Origin of the sequence: Virgibacillus sp. LDC-1 (assembly GCF_030137545.1) — a bacterium.
Taxonomy (GTDB): Bacteria; Bacillota; Bacilli; order Bacillales; family Amphibacillaceae; genus LDC-1.
In genome coordinates this window covers 41,509-62,692 of the sequence record NZ_JARUVL010000006.1, presented here as the reverse complement: position 1 = coordinate 62,692, position 21,184 = coordinate 41,509, and the positions used below count along the sequence as shown (strand labels likewise).

General features: G+C 36.3%; 27 protein-coding genes. 26 read left to right on the top strand and 1 reads right to left on the bottom strand.

The features are described 5' to 3' along the window. Positions 1-59: 59 nt before the first annotated feature. Both mntR and QBK89_RS07245 read left to right on the top strand, forming a co-directional pair. On the top strand, positions 60-485 hold the full coding sequence (gene mntR, locus QBK89_RS07250; RefSeq protein ID WP_284140377.1) for a transcriptional regulator MntR: 426 nt from the start codon (positions 60-62) through the stop codon (positions 483-485). Positions 486-559: 74 nt separating this feature from the next. Then, the gene (locus tag QBK89_RS07245; protein WP_284140376.1) at positions 560-1,450 is read left to right on the top strand and encodes a patatin-like phospholipase family protein; all 891 of its coding nucleotides are present in this window, start codon (positions 560-562) and stop codon (positions 1,448-1,450) included. 46 nt (positions 1,451-1,496) lie between these two features. On the opposite strand, the gene QBK89_RS07240 is transcribed toward QBK89_RS07245, so the two are convergent. After that, a complete protein-coding gene (locus tag QBK89_RS07240; protein WP_284140375.1) occupies positions 1,497-1,877 on the bottom strand; it encodes an SA1362 family protein in 381 nt (126 codons plus the stop codon). 273 nt (positions 1,878-2,150) lie between these two features. Here QBK89_RS07240 and QBK89_RS07235 point away from each other — a divergent pair, with 273 nt between their 5' ends. The 24 genes from QBK89_RS07235 (at position 2,151) to recN (ending at position 21,182) form a co-directional block, all read left to right on the top strand. Further along, positions 2,151-2,669 (top strand): YqhR family membrane protein, encoded by a 519-nt coding sequence (locus QBK89_RS07235; RefSeq protein WP_284140374.1) that lies wholly within the window; start codon positions 2,151-2,153, stop codon positions 2,667-2,669. An 80-nt stretch (positions 2,670-2,749) separates the two neighbouring features. Next, on the top strand, positions 2,750-3,187 hold the full coding sequence (aroQ, locus tag QBK89_RS07230; RefSeq protein ID WP_284140373.1) for a type II 3-dehydroquinate dehydratase: 438 nt from the start codon (positions 2,750-2,752) through the stop codon (positions 3,185-3,187). A gap of 49 nt (positions 3,188-3,236) precedes the next feature. Continuing rightward, positions 3,237-4,298 (top strand): M24 family metallopeptidase, encoded by a 1,062-nt coding sequence (locus QBK89_RS07225; RefSeq protein ID WP_284140372.1) that lies wholly within the window; start codon positions 3,237-3,239, stop codon positions 4,296-4,298. 33 nt (positions 4,299-4,331) lie between these two features. Beyond that, positions 4,332-4,889: an elongation factor P gene (efp, locus tag QBK89_RS07220; RefSeq protein ID WP_284140371.1), complete on the top strand. Its 558-nt coding sequence runs from the start codon at positions 4,332-4,334 to the stop codon at positions 4,887-4,889. Between the two features lie 225 nt (positions 4,890-5,114). Further along, positions 5,115-6,092 (top strand): stage III sporulation protein AA, encoded by a 978-nt coding sequence (spoIIIAA, locus tag QBK89_RS07215; protein WP_284140370.1) that lies wholly within the window; start codon positions 5,115-5,117, stop codon positions 6,090-6,092. Then, positions 6,037-6,549, top strand: a complete 513-nt coding sequence (gene spoIIIAB / locus QBK89_RS07210) for a stage III sporulation protein SpoIIIAB (protein WP_284140369.1) — start codon at positions 6,037-6,039, stop codon at positions 6,547-6,549. Before spoIIIAA ends, spoIIIAB begins: the two co-directional genes overlap by 56 nt. 205 nt (positions 6,550-6,754) lie before the next feature. Further along, on the top strand, positions 6,755-6,961 hold the full coding sequence (spoIIIAC, locus tag QBK89_RS07205; RefSeq protein WP_284140368.1) for a stage III sporulation protein AC: 207 nt from the start codon (positions 6,755-6,757) through the stop codon (positions 6,959-6,961). A 6-nt stretch (positions 6,962-6,967) separates the two neighbouring features. Then, entirely contained in the window at positions 6,968-7,360 is a 393-nt protein-coding gene (spoIIIAD, locus tag QBK89_RS07200; protein ID WP_284140367.1) for a stage III sporulation protein AD, read from the top strand. A 31-nt stretch (positions 7,361-7,391) separates the two neighbouring features. After that, positions 7,392-8,570, top strand: coding sequence for a stage III sporulation protein AE (spoIIIAE, locus tag QBK89_RS07195; protein WP_284140366.1), 1,179 nt, complete (start codon positions 7,392-7,394; stop codon positions 8,568-8,570). Between the two features lie 10 nt (positions 8,571-8,580). Further along, positions 8,581-9,198: a stage III sporulation protein AF gene (spoIIIAF, locus tag QBK89_RS07190; RefSeq protein WP_284140365.1), complete on the top strand. Its 618-nt coding sequence runs from the start codon at positions 8,581-8,583 to the stop codon at positions 9,196-9,198. Positions 9,199-9,200: 2 nt separating this feature from the next. Then, positions 9,201-9,839, top strand: a complete 639-nt coding sequence (gene spoIIIAG, locus QBK89_RS07185) for a stage III sporulation protein AG (RefSeq protein WP_284140364.1) — start codon at positions 9,201-9,203, stop codon at positions 9,837-9,839. A 12-nt stretch (positions 9,840-9,851) separates the two neighbouring features. Next, on the top strand, positions 9,852-10,403 hold the full coding sequence (locus tag QBK89_RS07180) for a SpoIIIAH-like family protein (protein ID WP_284140363.1): 552 nt from the start codon (positions 9,852-9,854) through the stop codon (positions 10,401-10,403). Positions 10,404-10,660: 257 nt separating this feature from the next. Continuing rightward, positions 10,661-11,164 (top strand): acetyl-CoA carboxylase biotin carboxyl carrier protein, encoded by a 504-nt coding sequence (gene accB, locus QBK89_RS07175; protein WP_284140362.1) that lies wholly within the window; start codon positions 10,661-10,663, stop codon positions 11,162-11,164. Between the two features lie 14 nt (positions 11,165-11,178). Continuing rightward, positions 11,179-12,543, top strand: coding sequence for an acetyl-CoA carboxylase biotin carboxylase subunit (accC, locus tag QBK89_RS07170; RefSeq protein WP_284140361.1), 1,365 nt, complete (start codon positions 11,179-11,181; stop codon positions 12,541-12,543). A gap of 4 nt (positions 12,544-12,547) precedes the next feature. Continuing rightward, positions 12,548-12,943 carry an Asp23/Gls24 family envelope stress response protein gene (locus tag QBK89_RS07165; protein ID WP_284140360.1) on the top strand — a complete coding sequence of 132 codons (396 nt, stop codon included), beginning with the start codon at positions 12,548-12,550 and terminating at the stop codon, positions 12,941-12,943. Positions 12,944-13,100: 157 nt separating this feature from the next. Continuing rightward, on the top strand, positions 13,101-13,481 hold the full coding sequence (gene nusB, locus QBK89_RS07160; protein WP_284140359.1) for a transcription antitermination factor NusB: 381 nt from the start codon (positions 13,101-13,103) through the stop codon (positions 13,479-13,481). Positions 13,482-13,500: 19 nt separating this feature from the next. Next, positions 13,501-14,355 carry a bifunctional methylenetetrahydrofolate dehydrogenase/methenyltetrahydrofolate cyclohydrolase FolD gene (folD, locus tag QBK89_RS07155; protein WP_284140358.1) on the top strand — a complete coding sequence of 285 codons (855 nt, stop codon included), beginning with the start codon at positions 13,501-13,503 and terminating at the stop codon, positions 14,353-14,355. Further along, positions 14,352-15,707 (top strand): exodeoxyribonuclease VII large subunit, encoded by a 1,356-nt coding sequence (gene xseA, locus QBK89_RS07150; protein ID WP_284140357.1) that lies wholly within the window; start codon positions 14,352-14,354, stop codon positions 15,705-15,707. The genes folD and xseA overlap by 4 nt, the downstream gene beginning before the upstream one ends. Continuing rightward, entirely contained in the window at positions 15,694-15,927 is a 234-nt protein-coding gene (locus QBK89_RS07145; protein ID WP_284140356.1) for an exodeoxyribonuclease VII small subunit, read from the top strand. The genes xseA and QBK89_RS07145 overlap by 14 nt, the downstream gene beginning before the upstream one ends. Positions 15,928-15,929: 2 nt before the next feature. Beyond that, on the top strand, positions 15,930-16,817 hold the full coding sequence (locus tag QBK89_RS07140) for a polyprenyl synthetase family protein (protein ID WP_284140355.1): 888 nt from the start codon (positions 15,930-15,932) through the stop codon (positions 16,815-16,817). Positions 16,818-17,519: 702 nt separating this feature from the next. Beyond that, positions 17,520-18,113 (top strand): hypothetical protein, encoded by a 594-nt coding sequence (locus QBK89_RS07135; protein ID WP_284140354.1) that lies wholly within the window; start codon positions 17,520-17,522, stop codon positions 18,111-18,113. Positions 18,114-18,127: 14 nt separating this feature from the next. Next, the gene (locus tag QBK89_RS07130; protein WP_284140353.1) at positions 18,128-18,955 is read left to right on the top strand and encodes a TlyA family RNA methyltransferase; all 828 of its coding nucleotides are present in this window, start codon (positions 18,128-18,130) and stop codon (positions 18,953-18,955) included. Between the two features lie 29 nt (positions 18,956-18,984). Beyond that, on the top strand, positions 18,985-19,434 hold the full coding sequence (gene ahrC, locus QBK89_RS07125) for a transcriptional regulator AhrC/ArgR (RefSeq protein WP_284140352.1): 450 nt from the start codon (positions 18,985-18,987) through the stop codon (positions 19,432-19,434). A gap of 17 nt (positions 19,435-19,451) precedes the next feature. Further along, entirely contained in the window at positions 19,452-21,182 is a 1,731-nt protein-coding gene (gene recN / locus QBK89_RS07120) for a DNA repair protein RecN (RefSeq protein ID WP_284140351.1), read from the top strand. Positions 21,183-21,184 lie beyond the last annotated feature (2 nt).

Genomic DNA, 21,184 nt, shown 5'->3' with positions numbered 1-21,184 from the left:
CTTTAGACATAAACAATTTTGCATTAGCTAAAAAATGATGCTTAAAGTGAGGGAAATTCATGCCTACTCCAAGTATGGAAGACTATATTGAGTTAATATATAATTTAATCGAAACTAAAGGCTATGCTCGTGTTTCAGACATTGCGGAAGCATTAGAAGTACATCCTTCATCTGTAACAAAGATGGTTCAAAAGCTAGATAAGGACGCATATTTAAATTACGAGAAATACCGCGGGTTTGTATTAACGGAAAAAGGAAAAAAAATAGGCGAGCGGCTTTTGTTTCGACATGAATTACTAGAACGTTTTTTAGATATTATTGGTGTTGAACAAGAAAACATATATGGAGATGTGGAAGGAATTGAACATCATTTAAGCTGGAATTCTATTGATCGAATTGCTGATTTAGTTACATATTTTGAGCAAGATCAAAAAAGAAAAGAAGCTTTAAAACAAATTCAACAAACAGAAGAAAAAGTAGAATAAAGTATAGGCGATTGACCGTTCTAATTCCTCATTCCTTTGCTTAATTATATAGAAAAGGGCTGAGGAGAGAAGTTATGAAAATTGATGCGGTTTTTTCTGGCGGTGGAGTAAAGGCTTACGCATTTCTTGGTGCATTGAAAAGCCTTGAATCGAATCAATTCCAAATAGAAAGGGTTGCCGGTACATCTGCTGGGGCAATTTTAGCGTCCTTTGTTGCAGCTGGATACACTTCATCTGATATGCTGCAACTATTACAACAGACGGATTTAAAGGCGTTGTTAGATCCACCGAAACCAACTACCTTCTTACCAGGAACCAAGTGGTTTTTTCTTTATTTTCAAATGGGATTATATAAAGGAGATAAGCTCGAAAAATGGCTATATAATCATCTTGCTAATCAAGGGATTTACACATTTAGTGATCTGCCAAATGGGTGTTTAAAGGTGGTTGCAAGTGATTTGTCATTAGGAAAGCTGATTGTCATCCCTGATGATCTTTATCGTGTTTATGGAATTAATCCAGCTCATTTCCCAGTTTCAAAAGCAGTCAGGATGAGTGCGGGATTTCCATATTTTTTTATGCCAAAGAAATTACCTGGAAAAGCAAAGCAAAAAAGTATTATGGTAGATGGTGGCTTATTAAGTAATTTTCCATTATGGTTATTTACAAATTCGAATAATCGAGAGCAACGTCCTGTTTTAGGAGTGAAACTTTCGGATACTCCAGCAAATACAACACCGCATGACATTAAAAACGCTTTAGATATGCTCCATGCATTATTTGCTACGATGAAGCAAGCACATGATGCAAGATATATCTCTACGACTGACAAAAAAAATATCATTTTTATTCCTGTGAAAAATATCGAGACAACAAACTTTCAGATTAATGCAAACGAAATAGATATGCTTCTCACATTGGGAATGGAACGAACGGATCAATTTTTAAAGCACTGGCCGAAATAATCTTATTCTGAAATTATGATAGACTAGATAAAAAACGAGTATCCATTTAATTGGATGCTCGCTTTTTTCTTTTCGTTTTATTCCCGTCAATGACTCGTAGATGGGAAGTTTGACGTGTGTTTTTTTTCTTTGCTTGCGGTTTAATCGGCTGCTGTTGTATTGTTTTTGCTTTGGATGAGGGCTTCTTTTGTTTATATTTTTGCTTGGATTGCTTTACCGCCTGTTTATACTTTTTAGCATCACTTGAAGATACACGATTTTTTAAAAACAAGAAGTATATGAGACCAAAGATTAATAACCCAATAAAAATCGATTTTAGGAGACTAAATAAAAAGCCAGTTGTATTGGAAAAAAGCTGTGACATAAGTCCAATAGCAGCAAAACCAATAAGTACATATACGATAACAGATAATTTTCTACCACTCATTTTCAATTCCACCTTTCATGGATATGCTTAAATACTTGTTCCTATTGTCTTAGGAGAATGTTAGAATACTACCTTCTTTTTATTTATTATTTCCTAATATAACATGAATTATTCATTATTTTATAGAAATTAAACTACTATTAAGCACATTCTTCTTGTCAATCATCTTACTAAAATTAGAACGCAAATTCCACAACATTTCAACTGCGTTTTAAGCAGTTGTGTCGATATGAATGATAATTATTGGCCATACTATAGCTGGAGGTGATTTAGTTGAGAAAATCTGAACGAAAGAATAATGAAAGAGAACAGCAGGCTTCAACAAGTCCTTCTCTTATAGGAATAGCTGTGACCACCGGGTTAAGTGGCGGAATACTATGGAGCGCAATTGGAGTCGTTATGTACCATTTTAATTTTGCGGAAGTCGCTCCTAAGATGTTTGTATTACGGTCTTGGACAAAAGAACCTTGGACAGATACATGGCTTGGGGACTTAATTTCAATTTTAATAGTTGGGGGTATATCCATTCTTCCGGCGTTACTATATTATGCTTTATTTAAAAAGCGACAATCTATGTGGGTAGGTACTATTTATGGTTTAGCTCTCTGGTTCCTTTTATTTTATGTGCTTCATCCCATGTTCGCGAATATTCCAAACGTTACTGACCTTAACAAAAATACGATTGTATCGACAATATGCTTGTTTTTATTGTATGGTACGTTTATTGGCTATTCCATTTCATATGATTTTCATGATATGGTTGTGAAAGAGACGAAAAAAAATAACAATTAAAATTAGATTTTTTTATTCAAATGAAGTGCTTTATGATAAACTTATAACGTCCAATAATATTTGGTAAAGGGATGAAGGGGATGAACCGGCTATTATTATTGAATGGTCCAAATCTTAATCTGTTAGGGAAGCGTGAAAAAGAGATTTATGGACAATTTACATTGAAAGACATTGAAAAAAGTGTGGGGAAAGTAGCAGCTTCCTATGGATATGAAGTCGATAGCTTTCAATCGAATCATGAGGGTGAATTGATCGACCAGCTTCATGCAGCAGATGGAAAGTATTTTGGTATTATATTTAATCCAGCAGCTTATACACATACAAGTGTTGCATTAAGAGATGCAATTATTGCAATTCAAACGCCGGTCATTGAAGTACATATATCTAATATTCATCAGCGAGAAGCATTTCGGCACAAGTCATTAACCGCACCTGCATGTAAAGGACAAATTACCGGTTTTGGTCTCCAAAGCTATGTGCTTGCGGCCATGGCATTTCTTGATAAGGATACAATGTGAGACTTTATCCATTAAAGGTAGAGAAATATAATAGAAAGGGTTGAAAAGAATGGAGAAATTACGAAAAATTAGAGCTGTATTAGAAGAAAAAAATCTGGATGCATTGATTGTTGCCAGTCCAATCAATAGAAGATATATTACAGGTTTTACTGGAACAGCAGGAACGGTAATTATCACGAACAAAGATGCGCTTTTTATTACAGATTTTCGTTATACAAAGCAGGCAGCAGAACAAGCAATCGGATTTGATATTATCGAGCATAAACAGCTTATGGAACTTGAGATCCGTGATCAATTAAGTAAGCTGAAGGCAAAACGCGTAGGCTTTGAAAAAAACCATGTAACATATGCAGTGTTTGATCAATATCAATCATTATTCAATGGAGAGCTCGTACCGACTTCAGATATTGTAGAAACGATTAGACTTGTTAAAACAAACGATGAGCTTGCCATTATGAAGAAAGCAGCAGAAATTGCTGATGCAGCTTTTACGCATATTCAAGGGTTTATCAAGCCAGGCGTTCGTGAAATTGATGTTTCAAACGAATTAGAATTTTTTATGAGAAAACAAGGTGCAACATCTTCAAGCTTTGATATTATTGTTGCTTCAGGCTTTCGATCCGCGTTACCTCATGGAGTCGCTTCGACGAAGGAAATTCAATCAGGTGAACTAGTAACACTTGACTATGGGGCATTATACAATGGATATTGCTCAGATATTACTAGAACCGTTGCTGTTGGCGAAATTAGCAACGAATTGAAAACAATCTATGATACAGTACTAGAAGCACAGTTAAGAGGTGTTGATGGGATAAAGGCTGGTATGAGTGGAAAAGAAGCGGATGCACTCACGAGAGATTACATTACTGAAAAAGGCTTTGGAGCGTATTTTGGACATTCGACTGGGCACGGACTTGGAATGGAGGTTCATGAAGGACCGGGGCTTTCGCATCGAGGTGAAATTACTTTAGAGCCAGGAATGGTTGTTACAGTCGAACCAGGAATTTATATTCCGGATGTTGGTGGATGTCGAATAGAAGATGACATTGTCGTAACAGCATCAGGAAATGAGAGATTAACATTAGCAAATAAAGAACTTATTACATTATAAGAAATATTTACATTCATCCAAGGAGGAACATAGATGATATCAGTTAATGATTTTCGTACAGGTTTAACAATTGAAGTGGATAACGATGTTTGGCAAGTAATCGATTTTCAGCATGTGAAGCCAGGTAAAGGGGCAGCTTTTGTTCGATCGAAGTTGCGTAGCTTGCGAAATGGAAACATTCAAGAGAAAACTTTCCGTGGTGGAGAAAAAGTGGAAAAAGCGCATGTAGAGCATAAAAAAATGCAGTACTTATATGCTTCAGGTGATTCGCATGCATTTATGGACACAAGTACCTATGAGCAAATTGAATTACAAGCGAACCAAATTGAGCACGAGTTAAAATTTATTAAAGAAAATACCGAAGTTTCTATAATAACCTATCAAGGAGAAGTACTTGGTATAGACCTTCCAAATAATGTGGAGTTAGAAGTAGTTGAAACAGAGCCAGGAATTAAAGGAGATACGGCAAGCGGGGGATCCAAACCTGCTACTGTTGAAACAGGGCTTGTTGTTCAAGTTCCGTTCTTTGTAAATAAAGGAGACGTATTAGTCATCAATACATCTGATGGAAAATATGTTTCTCGTGCATAATATCATTTATCAGTAAAAAACAGTTCAACATTAAGTTGAGCTGTTTTTTTAGTTTAAATCGTGCATATCATTGTTCTATTATTTTTTACAATTAATCTATTTAAGATTTGTATTCGCTAAGCGTCTTAATTGTATTTCAATGCTTGTTGCCTTCGTGAAGTTAGTCATATTTTTGCGTGTTTATCAATACACTTATTATAAAGCAGCGTAAAGCGAGGAATTTATATGGAAGAAATCCTTCGATTATTTCCGGAGCCGCTAATGCAAGAAATTAGGACAAGGCTGGATAGAAGATGGGACAAACTTCAGGAAATTCGATGCCGATTACAACAACCAATTGAAGTTATTTTTGATCACCATACAGAATGGATCGAAGCTTGTATTTTAAAACCTAAATCGATGATGTATATGATTAATCGTCTTAGTGAATTCTCACTGTATCGTTTAGAGGATGAATTAAGAGAAGGTTATCTTACAATTGAAGGTGGTCACCGAATCGGCTTAGCAGGAAAAGTAAATACACGTGGAGGAACTGTGAAAGCAATTCAGCATATTGCTTTTTTAAACATTCGAATTGCAAAAGAACAAATTGGGATAGCACAGTCGATTATGCCATATGTTTATGGACAAGCATATTGGAATACATTAATTGTTGGTGAGCCGCAAACAGGAAAAACAACACTAATTCGTGATATGGCTCGGATGATTTCAATAGGCTGGGATAATATTGTGGGAAAGAAAGTAGCAATTATTGATGAACGTTCGGAAATTGCCGCTTCTATAAACGGAGTCCCGCAACATAATGTAGGAAAGAGGACGGATGTTCTCGATGCTTGTCCAAAAGCAGAAGGAATGATGATGATGATTCGTTCGATGTCTCCAGAAGTTTTGATTGTTGATGAAATTGGCAGTGATCTTGATGTAAAAGCGTTAATGGAAGCGATCAATGCAGGTGTAGTCATTATCTGTACTATCCATGGGAGATCACTAACAGAATTAAAAAAGCGACCTTCATTACAACCTTTATTTCAACAAAGAGTGTTTCAACGTATTCTCTTGCTGGACAGGCAGACAGGGCCTGGTCAAGTAAAGAGAATATGGAATGAAGAGGAAGAAAATATATTACAGAAGTCGAGGTGCCGGCCAAATGAAATGGATAGGAGCACTTCTTTTAATAAGTACAACTACATGGGCAGGGCTTGAATGGAGCAAAAAACTAGATAAAAGACCAAAGCATATTCGTCAATTAATAAACGCCTTACAAATATTAGAAGCTGAAATTTTGTATAGTCAGTTGCCACTTAAAGATGCGTTTAAATTGATGGCACGTCAGTTGCCTGCACCTGTTTGTTCCTTTTTTAACCGATTAGCAATGCAATTAAGCAAAATCGATGCCGAGTTAGAGGTTGCGTGGGAAGACAGTGTTAAAGAACTAATGCTTATTTCCTCGTTAGGTGAGAATGATAAAGAGATTTTGCTTCAATTCGGCCGCACGTTAGGGCAACATGACTTTACACAACAGCAAAAGCAAATCCATCTCACGATTACTCATCTTGAACGTGAGCTAGAGGATGCACGAGACAATCAATTTAAATATAGCAAAATGGTGAAAACGCTCGGCTTCCTAGCTGGTTTATTTATCATAATTCTTCTCTTTTAAGAAAGTGTAAGCGCCCGTTTAGTAACTTATAAACGGAAGTATTTCAAAATGAGATAAATAATCGTAGTGAAAGAATAAGAAGGTTGCAAAAACATTGCAGGGTGTAGGTGCAAATTTATGATAAGAGTTTTCTAACATCGATCCTTTTATACTTTCATCTCCTAAAAGAATAGATTCAAAGTAATTAGTTGGAAGGAGTACGGATATGATAACGGATGCATCGATATTATTTCAAATTGCTGGTATTGGAATCATCGTGGCGCTAATCCATACAATATTAAAACAAATGGGAAAAGAGGAGATCGCTCAATTTGCTACATTAGTAGGATTTATTATTGTCCTTGTAATGGTAATAAACGGTCTTTCTGATTTATTTCAACAGATAAAGTCAGTATTTTTATTTCAAGGGTAATTGTTCATGGATATTGTACAAATCGTTATTTTCGGGATTGTTGCCAGCATCCTATATATCGTTTTAAAGGATTTAAACAGTACGTTTGCTTTCTTTATTCTCCTTCTAACAGGAATTATTATTTTTCTTGCCATTATGAAGCAAATTGGAGTGATCATTAAGCTGATAGAAAGTCTAGGTAGTAAAGCACATATCGATGGATTATATATTCAAACAATCTTAAAAATTATTGGTATCGCTTATATTACTGAATTAGGTGCAAATATAACAAAGGATGCTGGATTAAATGCAGTAGCTTCCAAAATTGAATTAGCTGGAAAAGTCTTTATTCTCGTGCTTGCTATTCCTATTATTACCGCTGTAATCGAAGCGATTCTAAATTTTATAACCGTCGTTTAACGGGGTGAGAAGGGAGCGTAATAAGAAGCGAATGAAATATGTTACTTGTTTGTTTCTAGTCACAATGTTCATGCTTCAAAGTGGACAAGTTTTCGTGCATGCAGAAGATGCTCCTGAAGCCGATCAGCCGTTAGAAGAAAAAATGGTTAATGAAGTTTCATTAGATGGAATAGGAAAGTATTGGAATTTAATTGTGGATGAGTATGGCGGGTATTTACCAGAGCTTGAAAAAACAAGTGTTTATGAATTAGTTAAGAATAATGATTCCTTTTCGATAAAAGGAGCGATTTCAGGACTAATCGAATATTTGTTTCATGAATTAATTATGAATGGAAAACTATTAGGAATACTGATGCTACTTACATTGTTTTCTGTGTTCCTGCAAACATTACATACAGCCTTTGACAAAGGAACGGTAAGCAAAATAGCCTATTTTATCGTCTATATCGTATTACTCTTTATCGCCTTAAACAGTTTTTATTTAGTTGTAAATTATACAAAAGATGCCATCGATACGATGAGCGGTTTCATGATTGCTTTATTGCCGCTTTTGTTAGGATTGATGGCCTCAATCGGAAATTTAGTCACCGTTTCTTTTTTACATCCAATTATTATTATGCTCATTAATGTAAGTGGTGTTCTTGTATCTAATGTTATCTTACCCTTTTTATTTTTATCAGCGCTTTTACTGATCGTTAGTACATTGAATGAAAGCTATAAAGTCACACATTTGGCTAACTTATTTAAGAACGTTAGCTTAGGGATTTTAGGTGGCTTCTTAACTATATTTTTAGGAGTTATGTCTGTGCAAGGTGCAGCTAGCGCAATACAAGATGGCGTCGGAATGAAAACGGCTAAATTTATTACTGGTAATTTTATTCCGGTTGTAGGAAGGACATTCACAGACGCAGCTGACACTGTATTGAGCGCTTCGTTAATATTAAAAAATGCAATTGGGATAGTTGGGGTTGGAATTGTCATCTTTATAGCACTTTTTCCTGCATTAAAGATTTTAGCAGTGGCAATTATTTATAAACTTGCTGCGGCAACATTACAACCAATAGGAGATGGGCCGGTAATTTCGAGTTTAAATACGATTGCAAACTATATTATCTATATGCTTGCTTGTTTGGTAGCAGTTTCATTTATGTTTTTTTTAGCAATCGTAGTTATTGTAGTCGCGAGCAATATAACCTTGCTTCTTCGATAGGATGATAGAAATGGAATATATTATTCAATGGGTAACAAAAATAGTGATTTTTATCCTGCTGGCAACAATTATAGATTTACTGATACCAGCTTCAGCTATGAAAAAGTATATCAAATTTGTCGTGGGATTAATTTTAATCTTGATTTTTTTACAGCCACTTTTTCAACTGTTTCAAATTGATATTAAACAAGCGATAAATACGTCACTAATGCAACGAAATGGATCAATTGAAAATGAGCAAAATATTGAAAAATTGATTGATTTCAAAAAAAGTGAAATACAATCCTCTCAAAATGCATATATTGAAGAACAAATGGCTGTCCAATTAATGGAACTTGCTCAACCTCAATTGCGAACGGAACATGCCGTAGAAATCACGAGTATGGATATTGATTTTGTACCGAACAGTACGAATATCCCCGAGAATCTTGAAAAAGTCATTATCTATATTCAGGAAGCGAATAATGAGGAGGGAACCGTAAATGTTGTGGAGGATGTTGTAATTAATATGGACAGGCAAGAAGATAATATTGCGGATGAACCGGATGCAGAAGCGATTAAAAAAACATTACAGGAGGTATGGCAGATTGATGATACTGTACTAACGATTGAATGGGAGGGAGAGTGACATTGATTAATAAAATTCAAAAGTATTTTTCATCTTTATGGAAACGCACGACTACTACAAGCTCCAAAAAAACTGGCTATATTATCATAATTGGATTAGTTGGATTGCTTTTATTAATTGTTGGAAACCTATTTTCCTCGACTAATGAAGAAGATAAGACAACAAATGAAATGGAATTGCTAGAGTCACCAGATAAACAAGCAGTTGAAACAAACGGAAAACAAGCTTCTGCAACTTCTAACCTCGCTGAATTAGAAAAAAGCTACAAAAAGGATCTAGAGGCAATGCTTGAGAATATTCAAGGTGTTTCAGATGTCGAAGTGATGGTGAATCTCGATTCAACAAATGTAAAAGTTTATGAAAGAAATCTAATATCTGGACAGCAAACTACGGATGAAAATGATAAAAATGGGGGAACCCGTCAAATAGAAGAACATACGAAGGAAACCCAAGTGGTACTTGTAAGACAAGGTGATAAAGAAACACCGTTGTTAATTCAAACAAAAAAGCCAGCGGTGCGAGGGGTGTTTGTCGTTGCAAAAGGAGTTGATCATGCCACCGTAAAAAAATGGGTAGTAGAGGCAGTGTCTCGTGTCTTGGATGTACCGACCCATCAAGTATCAGTGATGCAAAGAAAATAAGGAGGAGAAAAAATGCTTAAAAAACAAACAATCTGGTTATTAACGATGCTTAGTTTAATGATTGTGTTAAGTGTGTATTACATGACATCGGACGGTAGTGAAGATATTGCTTTTATTAATGAGGGAAGCAATGATTCACAAGAAACAGCTGGAACAGATGGATTAAATGAAGAAGAGGCAGATGTAAATAATATAGAGAACATTGGTGGAGACGAACTATTTGCTACCATTCGAATGAATTTAGAAGACCAAAGAAGTATGGAAAAGACAAGGTTAGAAAAAATTGTTGCTTCAAGTGAAGCATCTACTGAGGAGAAAAATGAAGCCTGGGAAAGCATTAGTGCAATCGAAGAACTGACAACTAAAGAATCGATTCTTGAAGAATCAATTTTGGCTTCGGCAAAATATGAGGATGTCCTTGTCCGAAAAGATGGAAATGCCGTTCATGTTCATGTAAAAACAGAAAATCTTCCTGAAGAAGAAGCCATAAATATTATGCAAATGGTAAAGGATGAATTTGGAGAAATTACAGTAGATGTTAATTTCGGACCAACTGCAAGCTAATTAAAAAGAGGCAACCGGGTACGATTGTATCCGGTTTTTTTGTTGCAAAAACGTGTTCTAATTAAGTAATATTCGCATTCGGTTTTCCCCATTGCTATAATGTTTGTAGGGGATAAAAGATTTAGAATGAAAGGCTAAAACTGGAGAAAGTATGTATTAGGTATTGATGTTAGAGCACTTTTTATCGTAAAATGTTAAGAGGAGTTATTAAGACCTAATAATAAATTATGTTGGACATGAAGGGGTGCAAATAATATATGTTAAAAGTTCAAGAAATTCGCGAATTAATAAAATTGATAGATCAATCCTCGATTGATGAGTTTACGTATGAATCAAATGGAACTACCGTTACGATGAAAAAAGCTAGTGCAGAAAAGAAGTTGTCTTCGAGTACACAGGTTAACGCCAGTGAAGAGCAAGCTGCTAAAAAAGTGGTGGAAGAACAAGTAAATGTAAGTCAAATAACTGAACCGACTTCTCCTGCAAAGGAAAGTAAAGAATCACCAGCTGCTACGAACTATGATTATGAAATTAAATCACCAATGGTTGGTACATTTTACAGTTCTCCAAACCCAGAGAGTGATGCCTATGTAACGGTTGGTTCTACTGTTAAAAATGACTCTGTTGTTTGTATTGTAGAAGCAATGAAACTGTTTAATGAAATTGAGGCAGAAGTAAATGGAGAAATTGTTGAAGTGCTTGTAGAAAATGGAGAATTGGTTGAATATGGTCAACCACTATTTCGTGTTAAAAAGAAGTGAAGGGACGATAGCAAGTGATTAAAAAACTGTTAATTGCAAACAGAGGAGAAATTGCTGTCCGAATTATTCGAGCATGTAAAGAGATGGATATTCATACAGTAGCTATACATTCTGAGGCGGATGAAGAAGCATTACATGTACAACTGGCGGATGAGGCATACTGCATCGGTCCTAAGTCAAGTAAAGATAGCTACCTCAATTTTACTAATATTATGAGTGTAGCGACGATGACAAAGGTGGATGCAATCCATCCAGGCTACGGCTTTTTAGCAGAGAATGCCGACTTTGCAGAAATGTGTAGAGCATGTAATATTATATTTGTTGGACCAACTCCCCAAGCGATTCAAAAAATGGGTATTAAGGATGTAGCGAGAGAAACAATGAAGGCTGCAAATGTACCGATTGTTCCAGGATCAGAAGGAATTTTAGAATCTGAGAGTGAAGCAATTGAACTTGCAAAAGAAATTGGGTATCCTGTAATTATAAAGGCTACTGCTGGCGGCGGTGGAAAAGGTATCCGTGTTGCTGAAGATGAAGAAGCTTTAATAAAGGGAATGCGATTAACTCAAAAAGAAGCAGAAACAGCTTTTGGTAACCCTGGTGTATATCTAGAAAAATTTATTGAGGATTTCAGGCATGTTGAAATTCAAGTGCTTGCAGATCAGCATGGTAACGTAATTCATTTAGGAGAAAGAGACTGCTCTATTCAGAGAAGGTTACAAAAACTGATTGAGGAAACACCATCTCCTGCAATAACACCGGAAACAAGGGAAAAAATGGGTAATGCAGCAGTTAAAGCAGCAAAAGCAGTTGACTATATAGGTGCAGGTACAATTGAGTTTATCTATGACCGTCAGCGTGGAGATTACTACTTTATGGAAATGAATACAAGAATTCAAGTAGAGCACCCTGTAACAGAAATGGTCACTGGTGTTGATTTAATAAAAGAACAAATCCGTATAGCGAATGGAGAAAAGCTTTCTATCTCTCAGTCTGATGTAGAGTTTAATGGATGGTCTATTGAGTGCAGAATTAATGCAGAAAATCCATTTAAAAACTTTATGCCGTCGCCTGGAAAAATAGAAATGTATCTTCCTCCTGGTGGATTTGGCGTTCGTGTCGACTCTGCGGCTTATCCAGGATATATGATTCCGCCGTATTATGATTCCATGATTGCAAAGCTAATTACATACGGTCCTACACGCGAAGAAGCTATTAATCGCATGAAGCGTGCATTGGATGAGTTTGTGATTGAAGGTATCCATACGACCGTTCCGTTTCATCGCTTAATTATGGATCATGACGTATTTATTAGTGGGGATTTTAATACGAAATTTTTAGAGGAAAATCCAATATTGGAATCAAATGAAGAGGAGTGATGACATGAGTGAACAGCCTTTAGTTAATGTGAGTGACAACACTGGTTTAGGAAGTGTTGAGATTGCTCCAGAGGTTATTGAAGTAATAGCAGGTATCGCTGCTTCTGAAGTAGAGGGACTATCGTCGATGAGAGGTAATTTTGCTACAGGAGTTGTGGAGCGTTTTGGGAAAAAGTCTCACAGTAAAGGTGTAAAGGTTGAACTAACGGATAATGGAATTTTAATTGATTTATTTGTTGTATTAAACTTTGGCGTATCGATTCCTGAAGTCGCGCAAAAGCTACAAACAAATATCCGAAATTCCATTAAAAACATGACAGCACTTGAAATTGCAGAAATAAATGTGCATGTAGTAGGCATTCAAATGGAAAAAGAAGATCCACAATTACCAAACGAATAATGAGAGAAAGATCAAAAGACAACTGTGCTTTTGATCTTTCTTTTTCTATAATAGGTTGCACTGGAATGTAGCATTGCCTTTATAAACATGTTATTATTTGTAATAGATATTTAAAAGAATTTATTAAATGAAGAGAGCTTAAAGGAGATTAATCTGAATGAATCGGCGTACAGCAAGAGAAAAAGCATTTCAAGTACTATTTCAATTAGCAATGAATGAAACAAATACAATGGGCTTGATTTCAGAGTCTTTACAGAAAGAAGAACAAGATAACTTCTTAACAATGTTGACTGAGGGAGTGGCAAGTAACCTAAAGGAAATCGATCAACTCATTTCTGAGCATCTAGAGAAATGGAGCTTCCAACGAATAGCAGCAGTAGAACGAACTATTCTTCGAATTGCAGCTTATGAAATTCAATTCATGGAGGATATCCCCTTCAATGTTTCAATTAATGAGGCAGTAGAACTAGCTAACAAATATGGGGATGATCGCTCTGGAAAATTCGTAAACGGTGTTTTATCGAAGTTCAAGAAATAAGAAAAGGGCGGTGAACGGATTGACTGCAGAAATAATTAATGGAAAAGAACTCTCAACAAAATTAAAAGCAAGTATGAAAATAGAAATAGAAACATTAAAAAGGAAAGGAATTGTTCCACATTTAACGGTTGTACTTGTTGGTGATAATCTTGCATCACGCTCGTATGTTAGCGGGAAGGAAAAAGCATCGCAAGAAATAGGAATGAGTTCCGAAGTAATTGAATTACCTACAACAATTTCAGAAACCGAACTTCTAGCATTAATTCAGCAACTAAATGATAAACCTTCTGTGCACGGCATTTTAGTTCAACTTCCATTACCTCCTCATATAAAGGAACAGCATATTATCGAAGCGATTCACCCATCTAAAGATGTAGATGGCTTCCATCCTTTAAGCATAGGTCGAATGATAACAGGTCAGGATACATTTATTTCATGTACACCATATGGGATTATGGAAATGCTTCGTTCTAAGAATATTTCTATCGAAGGAAAACATGCTGTTGTAATTGGAAGAAGTAACATCGTTGGAAAACCTATAGGACAATTACTCTTGAATGAAAATGCGACCGTTACCTATTGTCATTCTAAGACAGTTGACTTAAAAGCCTATACAACGCAAGCAGACATTTTAATTGTTGCAACTGGAGTACCCCAAATGATCAATGCTGATTATATTAAAAAAGGTGCAGTTGTCATTGATGTAGGGATAAATCGCAATGAAGAAGGTAAATTAGTCGGCGATGTTGATTTTGAGAGTGTAAAGGAAAAGGCAGCATTTATTACACCAGTTCCTCGAGGTGTTGGACCGATGACGATTACGATGCTTTTAAAAAACACATTAAAAGCAGCAAAAGGATTGGCTGGAAATTGACGAAACCATATTTAACCGTTACCGCATTAACAAAGTACATTAAACGAAAACTTGATATTGATCCCCATTTACGGAGTGTTCTAGTAAAAGGTGAAATATCGAATTTTAAACATCATACACGTGGTCATATGTATTTGACAATAAAAGACGATCATAGCCGGATTCAAGCAGTTATGTTTGCAGGTAATAATCGAATGTTGAATTTTGTTCCTGAAAATGGCATGCAAGTGTTTATTACAGGAAATATTAGTGTCTTTGAAGCGACCGGTCAATATCAGCTTTACATACAGGAAATGGAGCCAGACGGACTTGGCTCCCTTTATTTAGCATTTGAGCAGTTAAAGGAAAAGCTACGAAATAAAGGTTATTTTTCACAAGAATTAAAAAAACCAATCCCTTCTTTCCCGAAGCATATTGGTGTCATCACTTCTCCTACAGGTGCAGCAATTAGAGATATTCTAACGACAATAAAAAGACGTTATCCTATCGTAGAAATTACCGTTATTCCCGTACTTGTTCAAGGAACAGCAGCCGCGACATCTATAAGTGATGCCATTAAAAAAGCAAATGATTATTCGAAGTATGACATATTGATTGTCGGAAGAGGTGGCGGTTCCATTGAGGAGCTATGGAGTTTTAATGATGAACAAGTTGCTGAAGCGATTTATTGTTCTACAACCCCGATTATTTCTGCAGTTGGACATGAGACTGATACGACAATTAGTGATTTTGTAGCTGATTTAAGAGCTCCAACACCGACAGGAGCTGCAGAATTAGCGGTACCATCAAGACAAGAGCTTGAAGATAAGATAAGGCGGTTGCAGGGTGCATTAAAGCAAGCAATGGAAGCAACTTTTAAACAAAGAGAGATCGACTATTCCCATTTAAAGCAAGCATATGCATTTAAATATCCTGCTTTACTGATCCAACAAAAGGAGCAAGAGTTAGATCGAATGACGGAAAAGCTTGCAAAAGCATTTACTGTTTTTAGAGAACAAAAGACGGATAAGCATGACAATGTTTATGGAAGGTTATTGGCAAACCATCCAAAACGACAAACGATCCAAGCTGTAAAAGATCTACAAGGATTATCCAAACGATTAAACGGCAGCTTTCAATTAATTTATGACAGGCATACATCCCGGTTAAATACAACACTGGAAAAGCTTCTGCTTGTTAACCCATTAGCGATAATGAAAAGAGGGTTTGCTATTCCATATACAACTAATGGTGAGATCCTGAGAACGAAGGAGCAAATCCATATTGACGATCATATTGTTGTTCGAATAACGGATGGGAAATTAGAATGTCAGGTAATAAATGTGGAGGACGAAAACTATGAAGAAGAATGAAGAGCTATCCTTTGAAGAAGCGATGGAGCAACTTGAAGAGATTGTAGATAAGCTAGAACAAGGGGACGTACCATTAGAAAAGGCAATCACTTATTACCAAGAGGGTATGGAGCTTTCAAAGGTATGTAATGAAAAACTTTCAAAAGTTCAACAGAAAATGGTGAACATCATCAATGAACATGGCGAAATAGAACAGTTTGATTTACAGGGGGAAGAATAATTTTGAAAGCAGATGTGAAGGTTTATATTGAAAAGACACAACACTTACTAGAAGAGCATTTGTTCCGTCTAGTGCGTGATTTAAAGGCACCTGATCGATTAAAGGAATCGATAATTTATTCGATTGAAGCTGGAGGAAAACGACTGCGCCCTATTTTAATGATTGCTAGCTATCAGGCATTATCAAATGCAAATGTTGAAAAGGTCTTTACTGGGGCAAATGCGCTTGAAATGATTCATACGTATTCATTAGTTCATGACGACTTACCCGCCATGGATGATGATGCATACAGAAGAGGAAAGCCTACCAATCATAAAATGTTTGATGAAGCAACAGCAATTCTTGCCGGGGATGGTTTGTTAACATACAGCTTCGAAGTGATAACAAATGATCCACTACTTTCTTCGGATGAAAAAGTACAACTTATTCAGTGGCTATCGAGAGCAAGCGGACCAACGGGAATGGTTGCCGGACAAATACTGGATATGGAAGCTGAAAATCAACAAGTGGCTCTAGAGAGGTTAGAGGAAATACACGCCAAGAAAACAGGGGAGCTCCTTTCTTTTTCCGTACAAGGAGGAGCATACCTTGGTGGAGCAACGAACGAACAATTGAAGTACTTAAAGACGTATGCATATTATCTTGGATTAATTTTTCAAGTACAGGATGATATTTTAGATGTTACTGGTGACGAAACAAAGCTTGGTAAAAAAGTTGGAAGTGATGAAGGTAATTTAAAAAGTACCTATCCAAAGTTGCTTGGATTAGAAGGTGCAATCAAGCAAAAAGAACTATACCAACAAAAAGCTCGCGAAGCATTGCAAAAAGCGAATGTTGATACGAGTATCTTAATGGCTTTAATTGATCTTTTTGGTGAACGTGATCATTAGCATCCATAGTATTTTTTCTGTAATTATGATATAATAATGTGAGAAAAGGAATGGTGCAGTATTCTAGTCAGCCCTCCGTTTCTGAAGGCGGGGCTAAAAATCCGCTAAAGGGCACATCGATGAAGTTCCTTGTGTTGGCTTGAGGCGCCCAGCCTTGGGTCAATGCTGGGAGTTAAGGTTTTTGGGCGATCCGCAAAGGCATGTGGGCGTTGACCCGATTACCGTGGAGGCCCATCTCTGTAGTGATAGCTAAGCCTAGTTGTTGTTATGGAATGGGGTATGAACCTGCATGAAGGTAAGGGACACCTAATGTGCAGCGTAGCCTGCCTTGAGTGGTGCTTGAGGGGATTAGAGTCTAAAATTATCATGCTGGTGGCCACTGGATGATGATTTTCATCTCTATGAAATCAGCACTGCAAAAGAGGCTAGGAAACGGTTAAAGGCTGTGGAGGAAATCTCCTAGACTGTTCCTCGGACGTTTAAATGGGATTATAGTGTGGACTAAGTGGTAATCCAGTCTAGCTTTTGGTGACAATGCTAAGGTGGATTTAAAGGGGAACCGCCTTTATGGCAACATAAGGTATCCACTTGGGAAAACCTACTGGACCTAAGCCACAGTTTTTACCATTTAGATGACCATTCCTACTTACATAATAGTGTGTACTAAATAATTTATTTAAATCAAGAATATAGAGGTAAAATATGAACTCGCAAATAAAACGTTCGCTAAAATTTAGCTTAACTATTGCCGTTATCACTTTTGTGCTAGCGGCTATTTTTTCAGTTATTTCATCTTCCATTTTAAGTAGTGTAATGTGGATGGTTGGTTTACTAGTTGTATTCACCATCGTTTTGATTGGTGTTGTGTTTGATATGCTTGGAATTGCTTCAACTGCTGCCGATGAAGCTCCTTTTCATGCAATGGCAGCAGAAAAGGTACCTGGCTCTAAACAGGCAGTCTATATTATTCGCAATGCGGACCGATTTGCCAGCTTTTGTAATGATGTAATTGGAGATATATCAGGAATTGTTAGTGGAACAGCATCTGCAATAGTTGTATTACAAATCGCCACCATCCTCGGACAAGGGGAAGGTTCGCCTTTACAGATTGTGATTTCTGTATTTCTAACCAGTCTTGTGGCGGCTTTAACTGTTGGAGGGAAAGCAATAGGTAAATTTTTCGCAATTCATTCTTCCACACAAATTATTTTCTTTACTGGTAAAGTAATTGATATGGTCGAGTCTAAATTACACATTAAAATATTGCCAACAAATAACCGTGTAAATCAGAAATAAAAGAGGCTAAGAAAATGGGAAAAAAAAGATTGGATATTTTATTGGTTGAAAGAAATTTAGCAGATACGAGAGAAAAAGCAAAGCGACTTATTATGGCAGGTCTTGTGTTTTCTGAACAGGTTAGATTAGACAAGCCAGGTGTAAAAGTTGATGAGACAATTCCTTTATTAGTAAAAGGAAAAGCAATTCCTTATGTAGGACGTGGGGGATTGAAATTAGAAAAGGCACTTAAGACTTTTCATATTGATACGCAAGATCGAATTCTCGTTGATGTTGGATCTTCAACAGGTGGTTTTACGGATTGTGCACTGCAAAACGGCGCGAAGCTATCTTATGCTATTGATGTCGGTTATAATCAGCTTGATTGGAAGCTCCGCAACGATGAGCGAGTAATTGTAATGGAACGTACAAATTTTCGTTACGTTACACCAGATATGTTGCAACATGGTCTCCCTAATCTAGCCACAATAGATGTATCTTTTATTTCTTTAAAGCTAATTCTACCAGTTCTTAAGCATATTTTACTGCAAAATAGTGATGTCGTGGCTTTAATAAAGCCTCAGTTTGAAGCAGGCCGTGAACAAGTAGGAAAAAAAGGAATTGTACGCGATAAAAAAGTTCACTTTAATGTACTGCAGCGATTAACTGATTTTGCTATTTCTGAAGGATATGAGCTATTTGATATAACCTTCTCTCCTGTCACAGGGGGAGATGGAAATATTGAGTTTCTTGTACATTTAGGCTGGAACTATGTGGGAAAAGAAGGGAAATTGTTATCAGATGTCGAATTAGAACAAGTAGTAGAAGAAGCACATGCGGAATTAAAAACAGGCAATAAATAAAATCATTTTGGATTAAAGTGAGGACCAATATGAGTAAATTACAACGCCATATTAAAATACGAGAACTAATAACAGAGAATGAGATTGAAACACAAGATGAACTTGTAGATGAGCTAAAACAGCTAGGATTTAATGTAACACAAGCTACAGTATCTAGAGATATTAAAGAACTACATCTTGTAAAAGTCCCTTCTAATAATGGAACGTACAAATATAGCTTACCTGCTGATCGGAAGTTTAATCCACAGGAAAAATTAAAGCGGTTAATTATGGATGCATTTGTAAAGATCGATTCTACGAGCCATTTTATCATCTTAAAAACATTGCCTGGAAATGCGCAAGCAGTTGGTGCATTAATCGATAATTTAGATTGGAATGAAATTATGGGAACGATTTGTGGCGATGATACGTGTCTTATGATTTGTCGAACAGAAGCTGATGCCTTGGATATAAAAGAACGGTTTATTCGTATGCTTTAGAATGGAGTGTTTCGGACATGCTAACGGAATTATCTATACGTGATTTTGCTATTATTGATCATGTTGCGATCACTTTTTCAGATGGCCTGACGGTGCTTACAGGTGAAACAGGTGCTGGAAAATCGATTATTATTGATGCGATTCAGCTGCTTGCTGGAGGACGAGGGTCAGTAGAATTTGTACGACATGGGTCAAAGCGAGCGGAAATAGAAGGTTTATTTATATTAGATAAGACGGATCATGCAGTTCAAACGGTAGGAAAACAATTTGGAATTGATATTGTAGATGAACAAGTTGTACTAGAAAGGGTTATTACTTCTAGTGGTAAAAGTATATGTCGGGTAAACGGGAAACTCGTTACACTTTCGATTTTGAAAGAGATTGGAAAAACACTGATTGACGTGCACAGTCAGCATGAAACTCAATCATTAATGGATTCCGAAAGTCATCTTCATCTACTCGATATGTATGACTTTGCTAAGACCGCTAAAGTTAAACAAGATTATAGTCAATTGTACGAAGAACTTTTAATTTTAAAAAAGCGATACAAAGAACTTTCAAACAACGAGCAAGAAATGGCGCATCGCTTAGATTTGCTTGAATTTCAATTAAAAGAGTTGGAAGGTGCAGATTTAAGTCCAAATGAAGATGACGAACTTGAAGCTGAACGAAAGCAGCTCGGTAATTATGAACGGATTTATACTGTTGTACAAGACGCTTATAATGCATTATATGGTGAGCAAAAAGGAATTGAATGGTTATATCAAGCTAAGCAGGCATTAGATAACGGAGCTGACCATGACGAATTTATTGCTAAAAAATCCGATGAGTTAGGGAATCATTATTATTTAGTGGAAGAGCTTTCTTTTCAGCTAAGAAATTATATTGATGGTCTTGAATATGATCCAGCACGGTTAAATGAAATAGAAGCGCGGTTAGATGAAATTAGTAGGTTAAAGAAGAAATATGGAAATACAGTAAATGAAATGCTTGAATACCAAGCAATGATTGAGGAAGAGATGGAGCAATTAAAGAATAAAGATTCCCATTTACTACAACTTTCCAAGGAAATTAAAGAATTGGAACATGATGTATATTTAGAGGCAAAAGAGCTTCACGATGTAAGAAAACAAGCTGCAGAAAATTTAGTTCAAGATGTTCAAAAAGAGCTGAAAAGTTTGTATTTAGAAAAAGCATCTTTTAGGGTGGCGTTCTCGCCAGATATAGGAGATGGCCCAGTATCAGAAATTCCCAAATTACATAAAAATGGCTTTGATCATGTTCATTTTTTAATTTCTACAAATACTGGTGAACCATTAAAGGAATTATCAAAAACAGCTTCTGGTGGCGAGCTTTCTCGTATCATGCTCGTTCTTAAGAAAATATTTGCCCAGCATCAAGGCGTAACAAGTGTCATTTTTGATGAAGTGGATACGGGTGTTAGTGGCAGAGTAGCTCAAGCTATTGCTGAAAAAATATATGAAGTATCTGGTAATTCACAAGTATTGTGTATTACGCATCTTCCACAGGTTGCAGCAATGGCAGATACACACAAATTGATTCAAAAAGAAGAAAAAAATAAACGAACCGCCACATTTGTTCATGAATTATCGCGCCAAGAACAAATTAATGAATTGAGTAGAATGATTACGGGAACGAAGCTAACAGAGACTGCAATGGAACATGCAAGAGAAATGTTAGAATTAGCCCACAGTTATAAAAAACAGGTATATCAGGTTAACGGATAAAA